Here is a 13,028-nt window from a genome sequence, read left to right as displayed (position 1 = left end):
AATATTTAAGGAGCATCAAAATGGCTTACTCGGACAAAGTACTCGATCACTACGAAAACCCGCGCAACGTGGGCGCTTTCGACAAGGGTGATGAAACCATCGGCACCGGCATGGTAGGCGCGCCTGCCTGCGGCGACGTGATGAAACTGCAGATCAAGGTTGGCGCCGACGGCCTGATCGAAGATGCGAAATTCAAGACGTATGGCTGCGGTTCGGCCATCGCCTCGAGCTCGCTGGTGACCGAATGGGTGAAAGGCAAGACCCTGGATCAGGCGCTGGCCATCAAGAATACGCAGATCGCCGAAGAGCTGGCCCTGCCGCCAGTGAAGATCCACTGCTCCATCCTGGCGGAAGACGCCATCAAGGCGGCAGTATTGGACTACCAGACCCGCCATCCGGCAGCGTAGAGCGCCTGAGAAAACGCCCATGGCTGCGTTGCATTGCCTTGTCGTACTAGTCGTACTGCCTTCGGCAATGCGCCTTGCCCTGAACGTTTTTCAGGCACTCTAGAATTTGTTGGATTTTGATACCTGTTCCCATGTGGGAACAGGAGCGGAGAAATACATGATCACACTGACCGAAAAAGCGGCGAAGCACATCAACCGTTATATCGAACGGCGCGGCAAGGGCATGGGCTTGCGCTTTGGCGTGCGCACCACGGGTTGCTCGGGCCTGGCCTACAAGCTCGAATATGTCGATGAAGTGGCGGCCGAAGACAGCGTCTTCGAATCGCACGGCGTGAAAGTCTTCGTCGACCCGAAAAGCTTGCCTTACATCGACGGCACGGAACTCGATTTCGCGCGCGAAGGCTTGAACGAAGGCTTCAAGTTCCACAATCCGAACGAAAAAGACGCCTGCGGCTGCGGCGAGTCCTTCAGGATTTAAACAGCTGGCAAGACCCCGGTCGGTGCGCTGTACCCATCGATTGCGGTACAGCGACCACCGACCATTATGCAAAACCACTTCGAATTATTCCAGTTGCCGGCGCAGTTCTCGCTCGACATGAGCGCGCTCGACGCGGCCTACCGCGACGTGCAGGGCAAGGTCCATCCGGACCGCTTCATCAATGCCAGCAGTGCTGAAAAGCGCGTGGCGATGCAATGGGCCACGCGCGCCAATGAAGCCTATCAAACCCTGAAAAGCCCGCAAAAACGCGCGCAATACCTGTGCGAACTCAATGGCGTCGACCTGCAGACGGAGTCGAACACGGCCATGCCCGTCAGTTTCCTGATGCAGCAGATGGAATGGCGCGAAGAGCTGGGCGACGCCCGTGCCGGCAAGGATGCCGACGCGCTCGACGCCCTGGACCGCCAGCTGCGCGGCGAACGCAAGGCCTTGCTGGCCCAGGTGGCGGCCCAGCTGGACGCGGCCGACTACGCGAATGCCGCGCAAAGCGTGCGCGCCCTGATGTTCCTCGACAAATTCGGCGAGGAAGTCCGTTTTGCCTATGAGGCCATCGAGGCTTGACCAGGCGATCGCTTGACCGGCGTGCCAAGCGCCAGTCTGGCCCGCGACTTATAATGCGCGTCAGGCATCAACTGCATCACGCAAAAAATTAATCGAGGCACGAATACAATGGCACTTCTGCAAATTTCCGAACCAGGCATGTCGACCGCGCCGCACCAGCACCGCCTGGCCGTCGGCATCGACCTTGGCACCACCAATTCCCTGGTCGCCACCGTCCGCAACAGCATTCCCGAGGTGCTCAACGACGAAGACGGGCGCTCCCTGCTGCCCTCCGTCGTGCGCTACCTGCCGAACGGCCACGCGAACATCGGCTACAAGGCCCTGGCCGCGCAAACCACCGACCCGAAGAACACCATCGTTTCCGTGAAACGCTTCATGGGCCGCGGCCTGGCCGACATCGCCTACGCGGAAAACTTGCCCTACGACTTCCAGGACACGCCTGGCATGGTGCAGCTGAAAACCGTGGCCGGCGTGAAAAGCCCCGTCGAAGTGTCGGCGCAGATCCTCGCCACCCTGCGCCAGCGCGCGGAAGATTCGCTGGGCGACGACCTGGTGGGCGCCGTGATTACTGTACCAGCGTATTTCGACGATGCACAGCGGCAAGCCACGAAAGATGCGGCCCAGTTGGCCGGCATCAATGTCTTGCGCCTGCTGAGCGAGCCGACGGCCGCCGCCATCGCGTATGGCCTCGATAACGCGTCCGAAGGCGTGTACGCCGTGTACGACCTGGGCGGCGGCACCTTCGACATCTCGATCTTGAAACTGAGCAAGGGCGTATTCGAAGTGCTGTCCACGGGCGGCGACTCGGCCCTGGGCGGCGACGATTTCGACCGCCGCCTGTTCTGCTGGATCAGCGAGCACGCCAAGCTGGCGCCCCTGTCCGATGAAGACACGGCCATCCTGATGGTGAAGGCGCGCGAGATCAAGGAATTGCTGTCGACCAAGTCGGAAACGACGATCGACGCCAAGCTGAACTCGGGTGAAGAAATCCATCTGCGCATCACGGCAGCCGACTTTGCCGCCATGACGCAGCACCTGGTCGTGAAAACCATGAACGCCATCAAGAAAGCCTTGCGCGACGCGAACGTGGATGCGGATGACGTCGACGGCGTGGTGATGGTGGGCGGCGCCACGCGCATGCCGCACGTGCAGCGCGCCGTGAGCGAGTTCTTCCACACGACGCCGCACGCGAACATCGACCCTGACAAAGTGGTGGCGCTGGGCGCCGCCATCCAGGCGAACTTGCTGGCAGGTAACCGCGCCGCCGGCGACGACTGGCTCCTGCTGGACGTGATCCCGCTGTCGCTGGGCATCGAAACCATGGGCGGCCTGGTGGAAAAGATCATCCCCCGCAATTCGACGATACCGTGCGCGCGCGCCCAGGAATTCACGACCTTCAAGGATGGCCAGACGGCCCTGGCCGTGCACGTGCTGCAGGGCGAGCGCGAACTGGTCAGCGATTGCCGTTCCCTGGCGCGCTTCGAGCTGCGCGGCATTCCGCCGATGGTGGCGGGCGCCGCGCGCATCCGCATCACGTACCAGGTCGATGCGGACGGCTTGCTGTCCGTGTCGGCGCGCGAACTGCGCTCGGGCGTGGAAGCGTCGATCAGCGTCAAGCCGGCCTACGGCCTGGGCGACGACGACATCGCCCGCATGCTGCAGGATTCGTACACCTCGGCCGACGTCGACATGGTGGCGCGCGCGCTGCGCGAAGAGCAGGTGGAAGCGGAACGCATCCTGCTGGCCACGCAGTCGGCGCTCGATGAAGACGGCGGCTTGCTGGATGCAGACGAACGCGCAGCCGTCGACAGCTTGATGAACAAGGTGCGCGACGCTATTGCGCAATCGCAAAGCGGCGCCATCGACCACCAGGCCTTGAAGCTGGCGATCGAGGCGCTGGCCGACGGCACCGAGGATTTCGCCTCGCGCCGCATGGACCGCAGCGTGCGCACGGCCTTGACGGGTAAATCCCTGGATCAAGTCGTATAAAACTAATTGAACAGCGCGCCGCAGGCACTCGCCGCGGCCGCGCTCCGAATGACAGACTGAAAGAAGACACCATGCCACAAATCGTTATCCTGCCGCACGCCAAGCTTTGCCCGGACGGCGCCGTCATCGAAGCACCTGCCGGCAAGTCCATCTGCGACATCCTGCTGGAAAACGACATCGACATCGAGCACGCCTGCGAAAAGTCGTGCGCCTGCACCACCTGCCACGTGCTGGTGCGTGAAGGCATCGAATCGCTGAACGAAGCGACGGAACTGGAAGAAGACATGCTGGACAAGGCCTGGGGCCTGGAAGCCGTGTCGCGCCTGTCGTGCCAGTCCATCGTGGCCGAGGCCGACCTCGTCGTCGAAATCCCGAAATACACGATCAACCAGGTCAGCGAAGGCAGCCACTAACATGAAATGGTCCGACATTCACGTGATCGCCGAGGCGCTGTACGATGCGCATCCGGACATCGATCCCCTGACCGTGCGTTTCACCGACCTGCACAACTGGGTGGTGGAACTGGACGGCTTCGACGATGACCACACGCGCGGCGGCGAAAAAGTGCTCGAAGCGATACAGATGGCGTGGATCGATGAAGCGCGCTAAGGGCGCGGCAGCCGCCGCCACCGCAGTCGCCGCGCCGAAAGACGTCATCACCGCCGCCAGCAACATGCCCGAGATCAAGGATGGCCAGTCGGTCGCCTTGCTGCAGGAATTGCACATCCTGACGCGCGACGGCAAGATGAACCAGGACAGCCGCCGCAAGTTGAAACAGGTGTACCACCTGACGCAATTCATCGAGCCGCTGCTGCGCGAAGTGCAGCTCGACCACCCCGGCGTGTCGCTGGTCGACCACGGCGCCGGCAAGTCCTACCTGGGCTTCATCCTGTATGACCTGTTCTTCAAGAATGGCAACGACGGTTCGCACATCTATGGCATCGAGACGCGCGAAGAGCTGGTGCAGCGTTCGCAGGAGCTGGCGAAGAAATTCAAGTTCCCCGGCATGTCGTTCTTGCCGCTGTCCGTGGCCGAATCGACGGAATCGACCTTGCTGCCGCAGCAGATCGATATCGTCACGGCCTTGCATGCGTGCAATACGGCCACCGACGACGCCATCCACTTCGCCCTGAAGAAAAAGGCGAAATTCATGGTGCTGGTGCCATGTTGCCAGGCGGAAGTCGCCTCCGTATTGAAGAAGAACAAGGGCAAGAGCCTGGGCAAGAATGTTTTGACGGAATTGTGGCGCCACCCGCTGCATACGCGCGAATTCGGCAGCCAGATCACCAACGTGCTGCGTTGCCTGCAGCTGGAAGCGCATGGCTACCAGGTCAGCGTGACGGAACTGGTGGGCTGGGAGCATTCGATGAAGAATGAACTGATCATCGCCAGCTACAAGAACTTGCCGCGCCAGCGTCCGACGGAACGCTTGCAGGAAGTGTTGCAAACCCTGGGCCTGGAAGAGATGGGGCACCGCTTCTTTGCCGAAGAGCTGGCCAAGGCGGGCGCGTAAAGTATCCGCAGGGCAAAGTATCCGCAAGGGCAAACGAGGGGAGGAGCGGGTCGGTTACAATACCGGCTTTCTCCTCCTCTTGCTTTTTGCGCCTCCTCCATGACCACACCTATTGAAATGCCCACCGTCCGCCTGGCCAAGCGCCTGTCTGAAGACGTGCCCTGTTCGCGCCGCGAGGCCGAGCTGTATATCGAGGGCGGCTGGGTGACGGTCGACGGCGTGCTGGTGGAAGAGTCGGGCGCGCGCGTGGCGGACAGCCAGGAAGTGGTGCTGTTGCCGAACGCGACGCTGGAAGAAATGCCGCCCGTGACGATTCTGCTGCACAAGCCGGCCGGCATCAACGGCGGCATCGGCAGCGAAGGCAAGCCAGCCCTGAGCTGTTTGCGTCCCGAAGAGATATTCACGCCGGAAAACGTGGCGCCCAGTTCCGTCACGCGCTTCCTCAAGCGCCACCTGATCGGCCTGACCATCACCAATCCGCTCGACACCATGGCGTCCGGCTTGCTGGTATTCACGCAGGATTTCCGCGTCGCCCGCAAGCTGGTCGACGAAGCGAAAACGGTGGAGCAGGAATTCATCGTGGAAGTGGCCGGCAGCATCATGGAAAACGGCCTGGCGCTGCTCAATCACGGCTTGCCCTTCAATGGCAAGCCTTTGCCGCCGATCAAGGTCAGCTGGCAAAATGAAACGCGTTTGCGTTTCGCCCTGAAAAACGTGCAGCCGGGCCAGATCGCCCATATGTGCAAGATGGTGGGACTGGACGTCGTCGCCATGAAGCGCTTGCGCATCGGCCGCATCCCGATGGGCGCCATGCCCGTGGGGCAATGGCGCTATCTGCAAGGCTACGAACGCTTCTAAAGCTGCGGCGCCACGATGGAATGGCTTTCTGCAAAGCTTTTCCATAGCCGTTCAGCAATATTCAAGGCGATGGTGTCGGCCTTCTCTTGCAGGGCCGCATTGCCCATGCTCTCCGTCGTGGCGAAGAACAGGGTCAGCCAGCGGCGGAACATGCAGGGCGTGAGGTGTTCCATTTGCGCGTGCTGGGCCAGCGGCTTGCCGTGGTAGCGCATGGTGCCGCGCAGCAAGCCTGACCAGAAATCGACCAGTGTGGCCAGGTGGGCATCCCAATCCTTGACCTCGGCGGCAAAGATGGGGCCCAGCATGGCGTCTTCGCGCGCGGCCGCATAAAAGGTGTGGACGAGATGCTTGACTTCGTCTTCGCTGCAGACTTCCTCGCGGTAGGGAGCGAAGCGTGTGTGGGGGAGGGGGGCGGTAGTATTCATGGCATGCCATGATCGCAGAGCCCCCGTGGCGCTTCAATGACCCAGGTCAAGCCGCGTCAAAACTCAGGCGGCGACTTTCTTCGGCTTCTTCGCGGGAGCCGGCAATTGCACGATGTGCGTGCCCGCCAGCTTGTCGTGCAGAAATTGTCCATTGCCCGTGAACAGGGCCGTGCTGGACCACGCCAGGATGCCGACACCGATGGCGCCCAGGGCTGTCCAGTGCTGCAAGTCCAGCAGATACGACACCAGCAGGGCTGGCAGCAGCCACATCCACGACAGCACGTAGCGGTAGGCGGCCACGCGCAGCGGCACGTGGGCGTGGCCCGGCAGCACGACTTTCAGGCGCCACGTCTTCATGGCCAGGGTTTGCCCTTCGCGGCTCCATTGATGGATGAAATACGCACCCATGACGAGGAAGGCCAGGCACTGGCGCATGTGTTCCGTCAACGGCGTATGCGCGCCCTGCACGGCCAGCTCGAACAGCAGGAAGGGCAAAAACAGCACGGCCAGGGCCAGCAGCGACTCGTACACCATGGAAATTAGGCGGCGCTTGATCGTGGGATGGGAAGTGATGCTGGCGGCAGGCGTGCTATTTGGCATTGGTTGGCAGTGGGGCAGGCGTAATGGATGGCGTAACAGATGGCGTGACGGGCACGGTGGCGGGGGCTGCGGCGGGATCGCTCGGCACGGCCGTCGCTGCAGGCGCGGGTGGCAGCACGGGCGCGGCGGCCGCAGGTGCTGCCGGCGTGGCGGGCAGCAGGATCGGGGCCGGCTTGCTCGTATTCGAATTGATCGCGGGCACTTTTTCCAGCGGCTTTTTCGGCACGAGTTCCGTCGCCAGCTTTTTCTTTTGATCTTCCGGCAATTGCTGGTATTGCTCCCATTGCGCGGTTTTTTGACCAGGATCAATCTTCTTCGTGCGCGTATAGTTTTCGCGCACGAGACGGCGCTGTTCCGGCGTCAGCTTGATCCATTCGCGCATGCGTTCATGCACGCGGGTTTGCTCGTCCGGCGTCATGGAGGCGAAACGGCTGGCGATATCGAGCCATTTCTGCTTGCGCAAGGCTTCCAGCTTGTTCCATTCGCTCGCCAGCGGCTGCAGGGCTTCCTGCTGCGCGCGCGACAACTTGTTCCACGAGGGATTCTCGCCCGTCTTGGGCGGCGTGCCGCCCTTGCCGGCCGTGCGGGGCGAACCGGGCTTGGCTGTTGAGGCCGGGGCGGGCGCCACCACGGGCGCGGCTGCCACGGGAGGGGCGGCGGGCGCGGCATGTTGCTGCGCGCCTACCCAGGCGGCGCCGGCCAGGGCGCAGGCACCCAGGCCGATGCCGCCGGCCAGCCAGCCTTTGCGTACGCTTGAGCGTGTCATTATTGCTCGCGTTTCGTCAGGTAGGCATTGAAGCCATGGTCCATGTAGGCGGAAAGCGGCAATTCGTCCGACAGCACGGCGGCGTCGATTTCTGCCAGTTCGGCAATATGTTGTTCTTGCTCAAACTGATAGATGCCCACCATGCCGCCGACCAGCAGCAGCAGGGGGATGATGACGCTCATGCGCCCCAGCCACGACAGCGGCTCGACAAACAGGCTGCTGGCCACGCCGGCGAACACATTCTGGCGCACGGCGACGGCGGCGGGCGCGTCCGCCTTCTTGCGGGACAGGGCCAGCTTGCGTGCCGCTGCCAGGCGATCGGTGGCCGATGCGGGCAGGTCGTCGAGTTTTGCGTTCAGTGCATGGCGCACTTTGTAAGCGAAATTGAGATCGTCGGTGTTCATAATTTAATTCCCTTGGCTTTCAGCGATTCGGCGAGCGTGTGGGTAGCTCTAGAGCAATGTGTTTTCACGCTACCTTCGGAGCAACCCATCGCTTCCGCTGTTTCAGCCACATCCATGTCCTGCCAATAACGCATGAGGAAGGCTTCGCGTTGACGTGACGGCAGTTTTTGTACCTCCGCATCAATCAAATCAAGGATTTGCGCGCGCTCGACCTGGTCGGCCGAGGATTCGGCGGCGCTGGAGCCCTGTTCCGATTCATAAGTGTCAAGTATATCAAAATCCTCATGCTCGTCGCCCGAGGGCTTCATGCCGGAAAACAGGCTGACCCAGGTGTTGCGGACTTTTTCGCGGCGGAAATAATCGAGGATGGTGTTTTGCAGGATGCGCTGGAACAGCATCGGCAGTTCGGCGGCCGGCTTGTCGCCGTATTTCTCGGCCAGCTTGATCATGGCGTCCTGCACGATGTCGAGTGCCGATTCTTCCTTGCGGACCGCGTAGGCGGCTTGCTTGAAGGCGCGCCGCTCGACATTTTCTAGAAAGTCGGATAATTCTTTGTCTGTTGCCATGCGGTATGGGGGATCTTAGCGGCTGCGGGTGCGGTGGGCGAAATGGGGGCGGGTATGCTTTTTGCAACCCCGTGCATGCTAGCAAAAAATGTGCGTTTCCGCAGAGTTTTTGCACTCCGTGCGCGCAAAATGGCCTTTCGGCTGACATTTTCCTTGACCATAATGGTGCGACGCGATACCGTATAGGACGCTTTGAACACCCCAAAGCCCTATGGTCAGGTCGCGACCGGCACACAAGGCCATCCGCGGCAAGACGCGCTTTCATTTGTAGGCAGTTTGTTCTAACCCGCGCCACAAGCGCGAGCGGTTCGTACAGGCGCCACAGAAACTCCGGCCAAACGAGTTGCGTTAAGCGTTGTTTTGTAAGGTATCTATGGGTGCCCAAAGAAATTGCGTGACCGCATGAAAAGGGAAGCAGGAGCACTGTCGCGCACAGCGAACTTCGTCAGGAAAGAACATCCGATCAATCTCCAATGGACCTTGAAAGGAATGTTTCATGAATACCGAAGCAGCAGCAGGACCAATTACGGGCGCAGAAATTGTCGTGCGCTGTCTGGCTGAAGAGGGCGTCGAGCACGTCTTTGGATACCCGGGCGGAGCCGTACTCTACATCTACGACGCCATCTTCCAGCAAAACAAATTCCAGCATATCCTGGTACGCCACGAGCAGGCCGCGATCCACGCCGCCGATGCCTATTCGCGCAGCTCGAACAAGGTCGGTGTCGCCATCGTCACGTCCGGTCCGGGCGTCACGAATGCCGTCACGGGCTTGTCCACCGCGTACATGGACTCGATTCCCATGGTGGTGATCTCCGGCCAGGTGCCGAGCCACGCCATCGGGCAGGATGCGTTCCAGGAATGCGACACGGTCGGCATCACGCGCCCCGTCGTCAAGCACAACTTCCTCGTCAAGGACGTCAAGGACCTGGCAGCGACGATCAAGAAAGCCTTCTTCATCGCCCGTACCGGCCGTCCGGGACCCGTGCTGGTCGATATCCCCAAGGATATCAGCATGCACAAATGCCATTTCGACTATCCGAAGGAAGTCGAGATGCGTTCCTACCGTCCCGTCGACAAGGGCCACTCGGGCCAGATCCGCAAGGCCGTGCAGCTGTTGCTGCAAGCCGAACGCCCGATGATCTACACGGGCGGCGGCGTGATCCTGGCGAACGCCTCGGCCGAGCTGAACAAGCTGGTCGACCGCCTGGGTTTTCCTTGCACCAACACCTTGATGGGCCTGGGCGGCTACCGCGCCTCGAGCGAGCAGTATGTCGGCATGCCCGGCATGCATGGCACCTACGAAGCGAACATGGCGATGCAGAATTGCGACGTCCTGATCGCCATCGGCGCCCGTTTCGACGACCGCGTGATCGGCAACCCGAAACATTTCGCCTCGCATCCGCGCAAGATCATCCACGTGGACATCGATCCCTCGTCGATTTCCAAGCGCGTCAAGGTCGATATTCCCATCGTCGGCAACGTCAAGGACGTGCTGATCGAGTTCCTCGCGCAACTGGATGCGGCCGAAGCCAAGCCGAACGTCAATGCCTTGAGCAACTGGTGGAAGCAGATCGCCGAATGGCGCGGCCGCGAATGCCTGAAATACCCGACCTCCGACCTCGTCATCAAGCCGCAATCGGTGGTGGAAAAGGTGTTCCAGATCACCAAGGGCGACGCCTTCATCACGTCCGACGTGGGCCAGCACCAGATGTGGGCCGCGCAATACTATGGTTTCGACAAGCCGCGCCGCTGGATCAATTCCGGCGGGCTGGGCACCATGGGTGTCGGTTTGCCGTACGCCATGGGCGTGCAGATGGCCAACCCGGACGCCACCGTTGCCTGCATCACGGGCGAAGGTTCGATCCAGATGTGCATCCAGGAATTGGCGACGTGCAAGCAATATCACTTGACGCCAAAGATCATCATGCTCAACAACCGTTTCCTCGGCATGGTGCGCCAGTGGCAGGAAATCGATTACGGTTCGCGCTATTCCGAGTCGTACATGGATTCGCTGCCCGACTTCGAGAAGCTGGCCGAAGCGTATGGCCACGTGGGCATGAAAATTGAAAAACCGGGCGACGTCGACGGCGCCCTGAAAGAGGCGTTCGGCATGAAAGACAGGCTGGTATTCATGAACTTCATTACCGACCAGTCCGAAAACGTGTGGCCCATGGTGAAAGCCGGCAAAGGCCTGTCCGAAATGATGCTCGGCTCGGAGGACCTCTAATCATGCGCCATATTATTTCTGTCTTGCTGGAAAACGAAGCGGGCGCCCTGTCGCGCGTGGTGGGCCTGTTCTCGGCACGCGGTTACAACATCGAAACGTTGACCGTGGCGCCGACGGAAGACTCGACCCTGTCGCGCATGACCATCGTCACCAGCGGCTCGGACGACATCATCGAGCAGATCACCAAGCACTTGAACCGCCTGATCGAAGTGGTGAAGGTGGTCGACCTGACCGAAGGCCAGCATATCGAACGCGAGTTGATGCTGATCAAGGTTCGTGCCGTGGGCAAGGAGCGCGAGGAAATGAAGCGCACCGCCGATATCTTCCGTGGCCGCATCATCGATGTCACCGAAAAGACGTACACGATCGAACTGACCGGCAACAAGGTCAAGCTCGACGCGTTCATCGATTCGATCGACCGTGCCGCCATCCTGGAAACCGTCCGCACGGGCGGTTCCGGCATCGGCCGCGGCGAACGCATCCTCAAAGTATAAAAATATAAGCAGCTCTACGCGGCCCTGGCGCCGCATTTAAAACAACAACACATCATCAAATTATAGGAAATACCATGAAAGTTTTTTACGACAAAGACGCTGACCTCTCCTTGATCAAAGGCAAAAACGTTGCCATCATCGGCTACGGTTCGCAAGGCCATGCACACGCACAAAACCTGAACGATTCGGGCGTCAACGTCACCGTCGGCCTGCGCAAGGGCGGCGCGTCGTGGACCAAGGTCGAGCAAGCCGGCTTGAAAGTGGCGGAAGTCAACGACGCCGTGAAAGCGGCCGACGTCATCATGATCTTGCTGCCGGATGAAAATATCGCCCAGGTCTACAACGAAAACATCGCCCCGTTCGCCAAGCAAGGCGCCGTGCTGGCCTTCGCCCACGGTTTCAACGTGCATTACGGCCAAGTCGTGCCACGCGCCGACCTGGACGTGATCATGGTCGCGCCGAAGGCCCCGGGCCACACCGTGCGCGCCACCTACACCCAGGGCGGCGGCGTGCCTCACCTGATCGCCGTGTACCAGGATAAATCGGGCATCGCCCGCGATATCGCCCTGTCGTACGCCTCGGCCAACGGCGGCGGCCGTGCCGGCATCATCGAAACGAATTTCCGCGAAGAAACTGAAACGGACTTGTTCGGTGAGCAAGCCGTGCTGTGCGGCGGCGCCGTGGAACTGATCAAGGCCGGCTTCGAAACCCTGACGGAAGCCGGTTACGCTCCTGAAATGGCGTACTTCGAGTGCTTGCACGAACTGAAACTGATCGTCGACCTGATCTATGAAGGCGGCATCGCCAACATGAACTACTCGATCTCGAACAACGCCGAATACGGCGAATACGTGACCGGTCCTAAAGTCGTGACGTCGGCCACCAAGGATGCGATGCGTCAATGCCTGAAAGACATTCAAACGGGCGAATACGCGAAGAGCTTCATCCTGGAAAACAAGGCAGGCGCACCGACCCTGATCTCGCGCCGTCGTCTGACGTCCGAGCACCAGATCGAAGAAGTGGGCGCGAAACTGCGCGCCATGATGCCTTGGATCGCCAAGAACAAGATGGTCGACCAGTCGAAAAACTAAGCAGCTATCGTTCTTCACAAGAAGCCGGCGCAAGCCGGCTTTTTTTGTGCGCCGGCGCCTGGCAGGCAACATCCGTTACAATCAGGCCCATTCAACAATACCGTCAGCCTCATGCTTGTTTTTTCTAAAGTTTTTGTCGGGAATCTTCATGTGGTCAAGCGACCCGTCGCGGTTGCCGTCAGCTGCTGGTTTCTGGTCATCGGCTCGCTGTTGGCGCTGGTGTCGGCTTTCCTCGGCCGCCACGACCCCGCCATGCTGGCCGCAATGGGGGATGGCGTGATTCCCGCCGAAGTGCAATACGCGATTTTGCTCTTCAGCCAGGGCATCACCTTGGTGGCAGCGCTGGCCATGCTGCAACGGCTGCGTGGCGCGCGCACGGTGTATCTGGTGTGGGGCGTGATCGACATTGCGCTCTGCCTGGCGACCTTGCCGGTCAAGATGGACGTCTTGCCTGGCGCGCTCATGTTCGCCGTCATCTGCGCCTTCCTGTACAGTCCGAAATCGAATGCCTGGTTTTCGCCACGCAAGGCGGCCAATGATGCCTGCATGACGCCAGCCTGAGCACGGATATTTCCCTGCGCACGCCGTCGCGGCGTTTGCGCTACAATTCCGCCCTTCCTTTGCAGTT

17 protein-coding genes are annotated in these 13,028 nt (G+C 60.6%); 12 read left to right on the top strand and 5 right to left on the bottom strand.

Annotated features, from left to right (window positions below; all coding sequences use genetic code 11):
- Positions 1 to 20 precede the first annotated feature (20 nt).
- The 8 genes from iscU to O0879_RS11085 all read left to right on the top strand — a co-directional run bounded on the left by iscU (position 21) and on the right by O0879_RS11085 (position 5,827).
- Entirely contained in the window at positions 21 to 407 is a 387-nt protein-coding gene (gene iscU / locus O0879_RS11120; RefSeq protein ID WP_034750082.1) for a Fe-S cluster assembly scaffold IscU, read from the top strand.
- Between the two features lie 157 nt (positions 408 to 564).
- Positions 565 to 885: an iron-sulfur cluster assembly protein IscA gene (iscA, locus tag O0879_RS11115; protein ID WP_010399774.1), complete on the top strand. Its 321-nt coding sequence runs from the start codon at positions 565 to 567 to the stop codon at positions 883 to 885.
- Between the two features lie 66 nt (positions 886 to 951).
- A complete protein-coding gene (gene hscB, locus O0879_RS11110; RefSeq protein WP_230520945.1) occupies positions 952 to 1,467 on the top strand; it encodes a Fe-S protein assembly co-chaperone HscB in 516 nt (171 codons plus the stop codon).
- A gap of 108 nt (positions 1,468 to 1,575) precedes the next feature.
- Complete coding sequence (gene hscA, locus O0879_RS11105) at positions 1,576 to 3,456, top strand: Fe-S protein assembly chaperone HscA (RefSeq protein WP_289898472.1); 1,881 nt, start codon at positions 1,576 to 1,578, stop codon at positions 3,454 to 3,456.
- 71 nt (positions 3,457 to 3,527) lie between these two features.
- Positions 3,528 to 3,869 carry an ISC system 2Fe-2S type ferredoxin gene (gene fdx / locus O0879_RS11100; protein ID WP_034750070.1) on the top strand — a complete coding sequence of 114 codons (342 nt, stop codon included), beginning with the start codon at positions 3,528 to 3,530 and terminating at the stop codon, positions 3,867 to 3,869.
- 1 nt (position 3,870) lies between these two features.
- A complete protein-coding gene (iscX, locus tag O0879_RS11095) occupies positions 3,871 to 4,065 on the top strand; it encodes a Fe-S cluster assembly protein IscX (RefSeq protein WP_071322763.1) in 195 nt (64 codons plus the stop codon).
- The gene (locus O0879_RS11090) at positions 4,052 to 4,969 is read left to right on the top strand and encodes an SAM-dependent methyltransferase (RefSeq protein ID WP_099667142.1); all 918 of its coding nucleotides are present in this window, start codon (positions 4,052 to 4,054) and stop codon (positions 4,967 to 4,969) included. The genes iscX and O0879_RS11090 overlap by 14 nt, the downstream gene beginning before the upstream one ends.
- A 99-nt stretch (positions 4,970 to 5,068) precedes the next feature.
- A complete protein-coding gene (locus tag O0879_RS11085) occupies positions 5,069 to 5,827 on the top strand; it encodes an rRNA pseudouridine synthase (RefSeq protein WP_289916433.1) in 759 nt (252 codons plus the stop codon).
- Here O0879_RS11085 and O0879_RS11080 read toward each other — a convergent pair.
- The 5 genes from O0879_RS11080 to O0879_RS11060 all read right to left on the bottom strand — a co-directional run bounded on the left by O0879_RS11080 (position 5,824) and on the right by O0879_RS11060 (position 8,588).
- On the bottom strand, positions 5,824 to 6,252 hold the full coding sequence (locus O0879_RS11080; RefSeq protein WP_289916432.1) for a group III truncated hemoglobin: 429 nt from the start codon (positions 6,250 to 6,252) through the stop codon (positions 5,824 to 5,826). The genes O0879_RS11085 and O0879_RS11080 overlap by 4 nt on opposite strands.
- Before the next feature lie 63 nt (positions 6,253 to 6,315).
- A complete protein-coding gene (locus tag O0879_RS11075) occupies positions 6,316 to 6,852 on the bottom strand; it encodes an RDD family protein (protein ID WP_099667145.1) in 537 nt (178 codons plus the stop codon).
- Positions 6,842 to 7,618, bottom strand: a complete 777-nt coding sequence (locus tag O0879_RS11070; RefSeq protein WP_099667146.1) for a DUF3106 domain-containing protein — start codon at positions 7,616 to 7,618, stop codon at positions 6,842 to 6,844. Before O0879_RS11070 ends, O0879_RS11075 begins: the two co-directional genes overlap by 11 nt.
- Positions 7,618 to 8,022 (bottom strand): DUF3619 family protein, encoded by a 405-nt coding sequence (locus tag O0879_RS11065; protein ID WP_289916431.1) that lies wholly within the window; start codon positions 8,020 to 8,022, stop codon positions 7,618 to 7,620. The genes O0879_RS11070 and O0879_RS11065 overlap by 1 nt, the downstream gene beginning before the upstream one ends.
- Complete coding sequence (locus tag O0879_RS11060; RefSeq protein WP_034779551.1) at positions 8,019 to 8,588, bottom strand: RNA polymerase sigma factor; 570 nt, start codon at positions 8,586 to 8,588, stop codon at positions 8,019 to 8,021. The genes O0879_RS11065 and O0879_RS11060 overlap by 4 nt, the downstream gene beginning before the upstream one ends.
- 496 nt (positions 8,589 to 9,084) lie before the next feature.
- Between O0879_RS11060 and O0879_RS11055 the strand changes: the two genes are divergently transcribed.
- From O0879_RS11055 to O0879_RS11040, 4 genes are all read left to right on the top strand, one after another.
- Positions 9,085 to 10,815 (top strand): acetolactate synthase 3 catalytic subunit, encoded by a 1,731-nt coding sequence (locus O0879_RS11055; RefSeq protein ID WP_099667148.1) that lies wholly within the window; start codon positions 9,085 to 9,087, stop codon positions 10,813 to 10,815.
- 2 nt (positions 10,816 to 10,817) lie between these two features.
- Positions 10,818 to 11,309, top strand: coding sequence for an acetolactate synthase small subunit (ilvN, locus tag O0879_RS11050; protein ID WP_010399754.1), 492 nt, complete (start codon positions 10,818 to 10,820; stop codon positions 11,307 to 11,309).
- A gap of 74 nt (positions 11,310 to 11,383) precedes the next feature.
- On the top strand, positions 11,384 to 12,400 hold the full coding sequence (ilvC, locus tag O0879_RS11045; protein ID WP_034750044.1) for a ketol-acid reductoisomerase: 1,017 nt from the start codon (positions 11,384 to 11,386) through the stop codon (positions 12,398 to 12,400).
- Between the two features lie 150 nt (positions 12,401 to 12,550).
- Positions 12,551 to 12,961, top strand: a complete 411-nt coding sequence (locus tag O0879_RS11040) for a hypothetical protein (RefSeq protein ID WP_289916430.1) — start codon at positions 12,551 to 12,553, stop codon at positions 12,959 to 12,961.
- Positions 12,962 to 13,028: the final 67 nt, after the last annotated feature.

Source organism: Janthinobacterium sp. SUN120 (genome assembly GCF_030397735.1).
Lineage (GTDB): Bacteria > Pseudomonadota > Gammaproteobacteria > Burkholderiales > Burkholderiaceae_D > Janthinobacterium > Janthinobacterium kumbetense.
Note: the sequence above shows the minus strand (reverse complement) of the source record. Positions and strands in the feature narration are given on the sequence as shown.

Excerpts from the sequence above, each read along its gene's own strand:
- iscU (WP_034750082.1), top strand. The coding sequence starts at position 21 with ATGGCTTACTCGGACAAAGTACTCGATCACTACGAAAACCCGCGCAAC.
- iscA (WP_010399774.1), top strand. The coding sequence starts at position 565 with ATGATCACACTGACCGAAAAAGCGGCGAAGCACATCAACCGTTATATC.
- hscB (WP_230520945.1), top strand. The coding sequence starts at position 952 with ATGCAAAACCACTTCGAATTATTCCAGTTGCCGGCGCAGTTCTCGCTC.
- hscA (WP_289898472.1), top strand. The coding sequence starts at position 1,576 with ATGGCACTTCTGCAAATTTCCGAACCAGGCATGTCGACCGCGCCGCAC.
- fdx (WP_034750070.1), top strand. The coding sequence starts at position 3,528 with ATGCCACAAATCGTTATCCTGCCGCACGCCAAGCTTTGCCCGGACGGC.
- iscX (WP_071322763.1), top strand. The coding sequence starts at position 3,871 with ATGAAATGGTCCGACATTCACGTGATCGCCGAGGCGCTGTACGATGCG.
- O0879_RS11090 (WP_099667142.1), top strand. The coding sequence starts at position 4,052 with ATGAAGCGCGCTAAGGGCGCGGCAGCCGCCGCCACCGCAGTCGCCGCG.
- O0879_RS11085 (WP_289916433.1), top strand. The coding sequence starts at position 5,069 with ATGACCACACCTATTGAAATGCCCACCGTCCGCCTGGCCAAGCGCCTG.
- O0879_RS11080 (WP_289916432.1), bottom strand. The coding sequence starts at position 6,252 with ATGAATACTACCGCCCCCCTCCCCCACACACGCTTCGCTCCCTACCGC.
- O0879_RS11075 (WP_099667145.1), bottom strand. The coding sequence starts at position 6,852 with ATGCCAAATAGCACGCCTGCCGCCAGCATCACTTCCCATCCCACGATC.
- O0879_RS11070 (WP_099667146.1), bottom strand. The coding sequence starts at position 7,618 with ATGACACGCTCAAGCGTACGCAAAGGCTGGCTGGCCGGCGGCATCGGC.
- O0879_RS11065 (WP_289916431.1), bottom strand. The coding sequence starts at position 8,022 with ATGAACACCGACGATCTCAATTTCGCTTACAAAGTGCGCCATGCACTG.
- O0879_RS11060 (WP_034779551.1), bottom strand. The coding sequence starts at position 8,588 with ATGGCAACAGACAAAGAATTATCCGACTTTCTAGAAAATGTCGAGCGG.
- O0879_RS11055 (WP_099667148.1), top strand. The coding sequence starts at position 9,085 with ATGAATACCGAAGCAGCAGCAGGACCAATTACGGGCGCAGAAATTGTC.
- ilvN (WP_010399754.1), top strand. The coding sequence starts at position 10,818 with ATGCGCCATATTATTTCTGTCTTGCTGGAAAACGAAGCGGGCGCCCTG.
- ilvC (WP_034750044.1), top strand. The coding sequence starts at position 11,384 with ATGAAAGTTTTTTACGACAAAGACGCTGACCTCTCCTTGATCAAAGGC.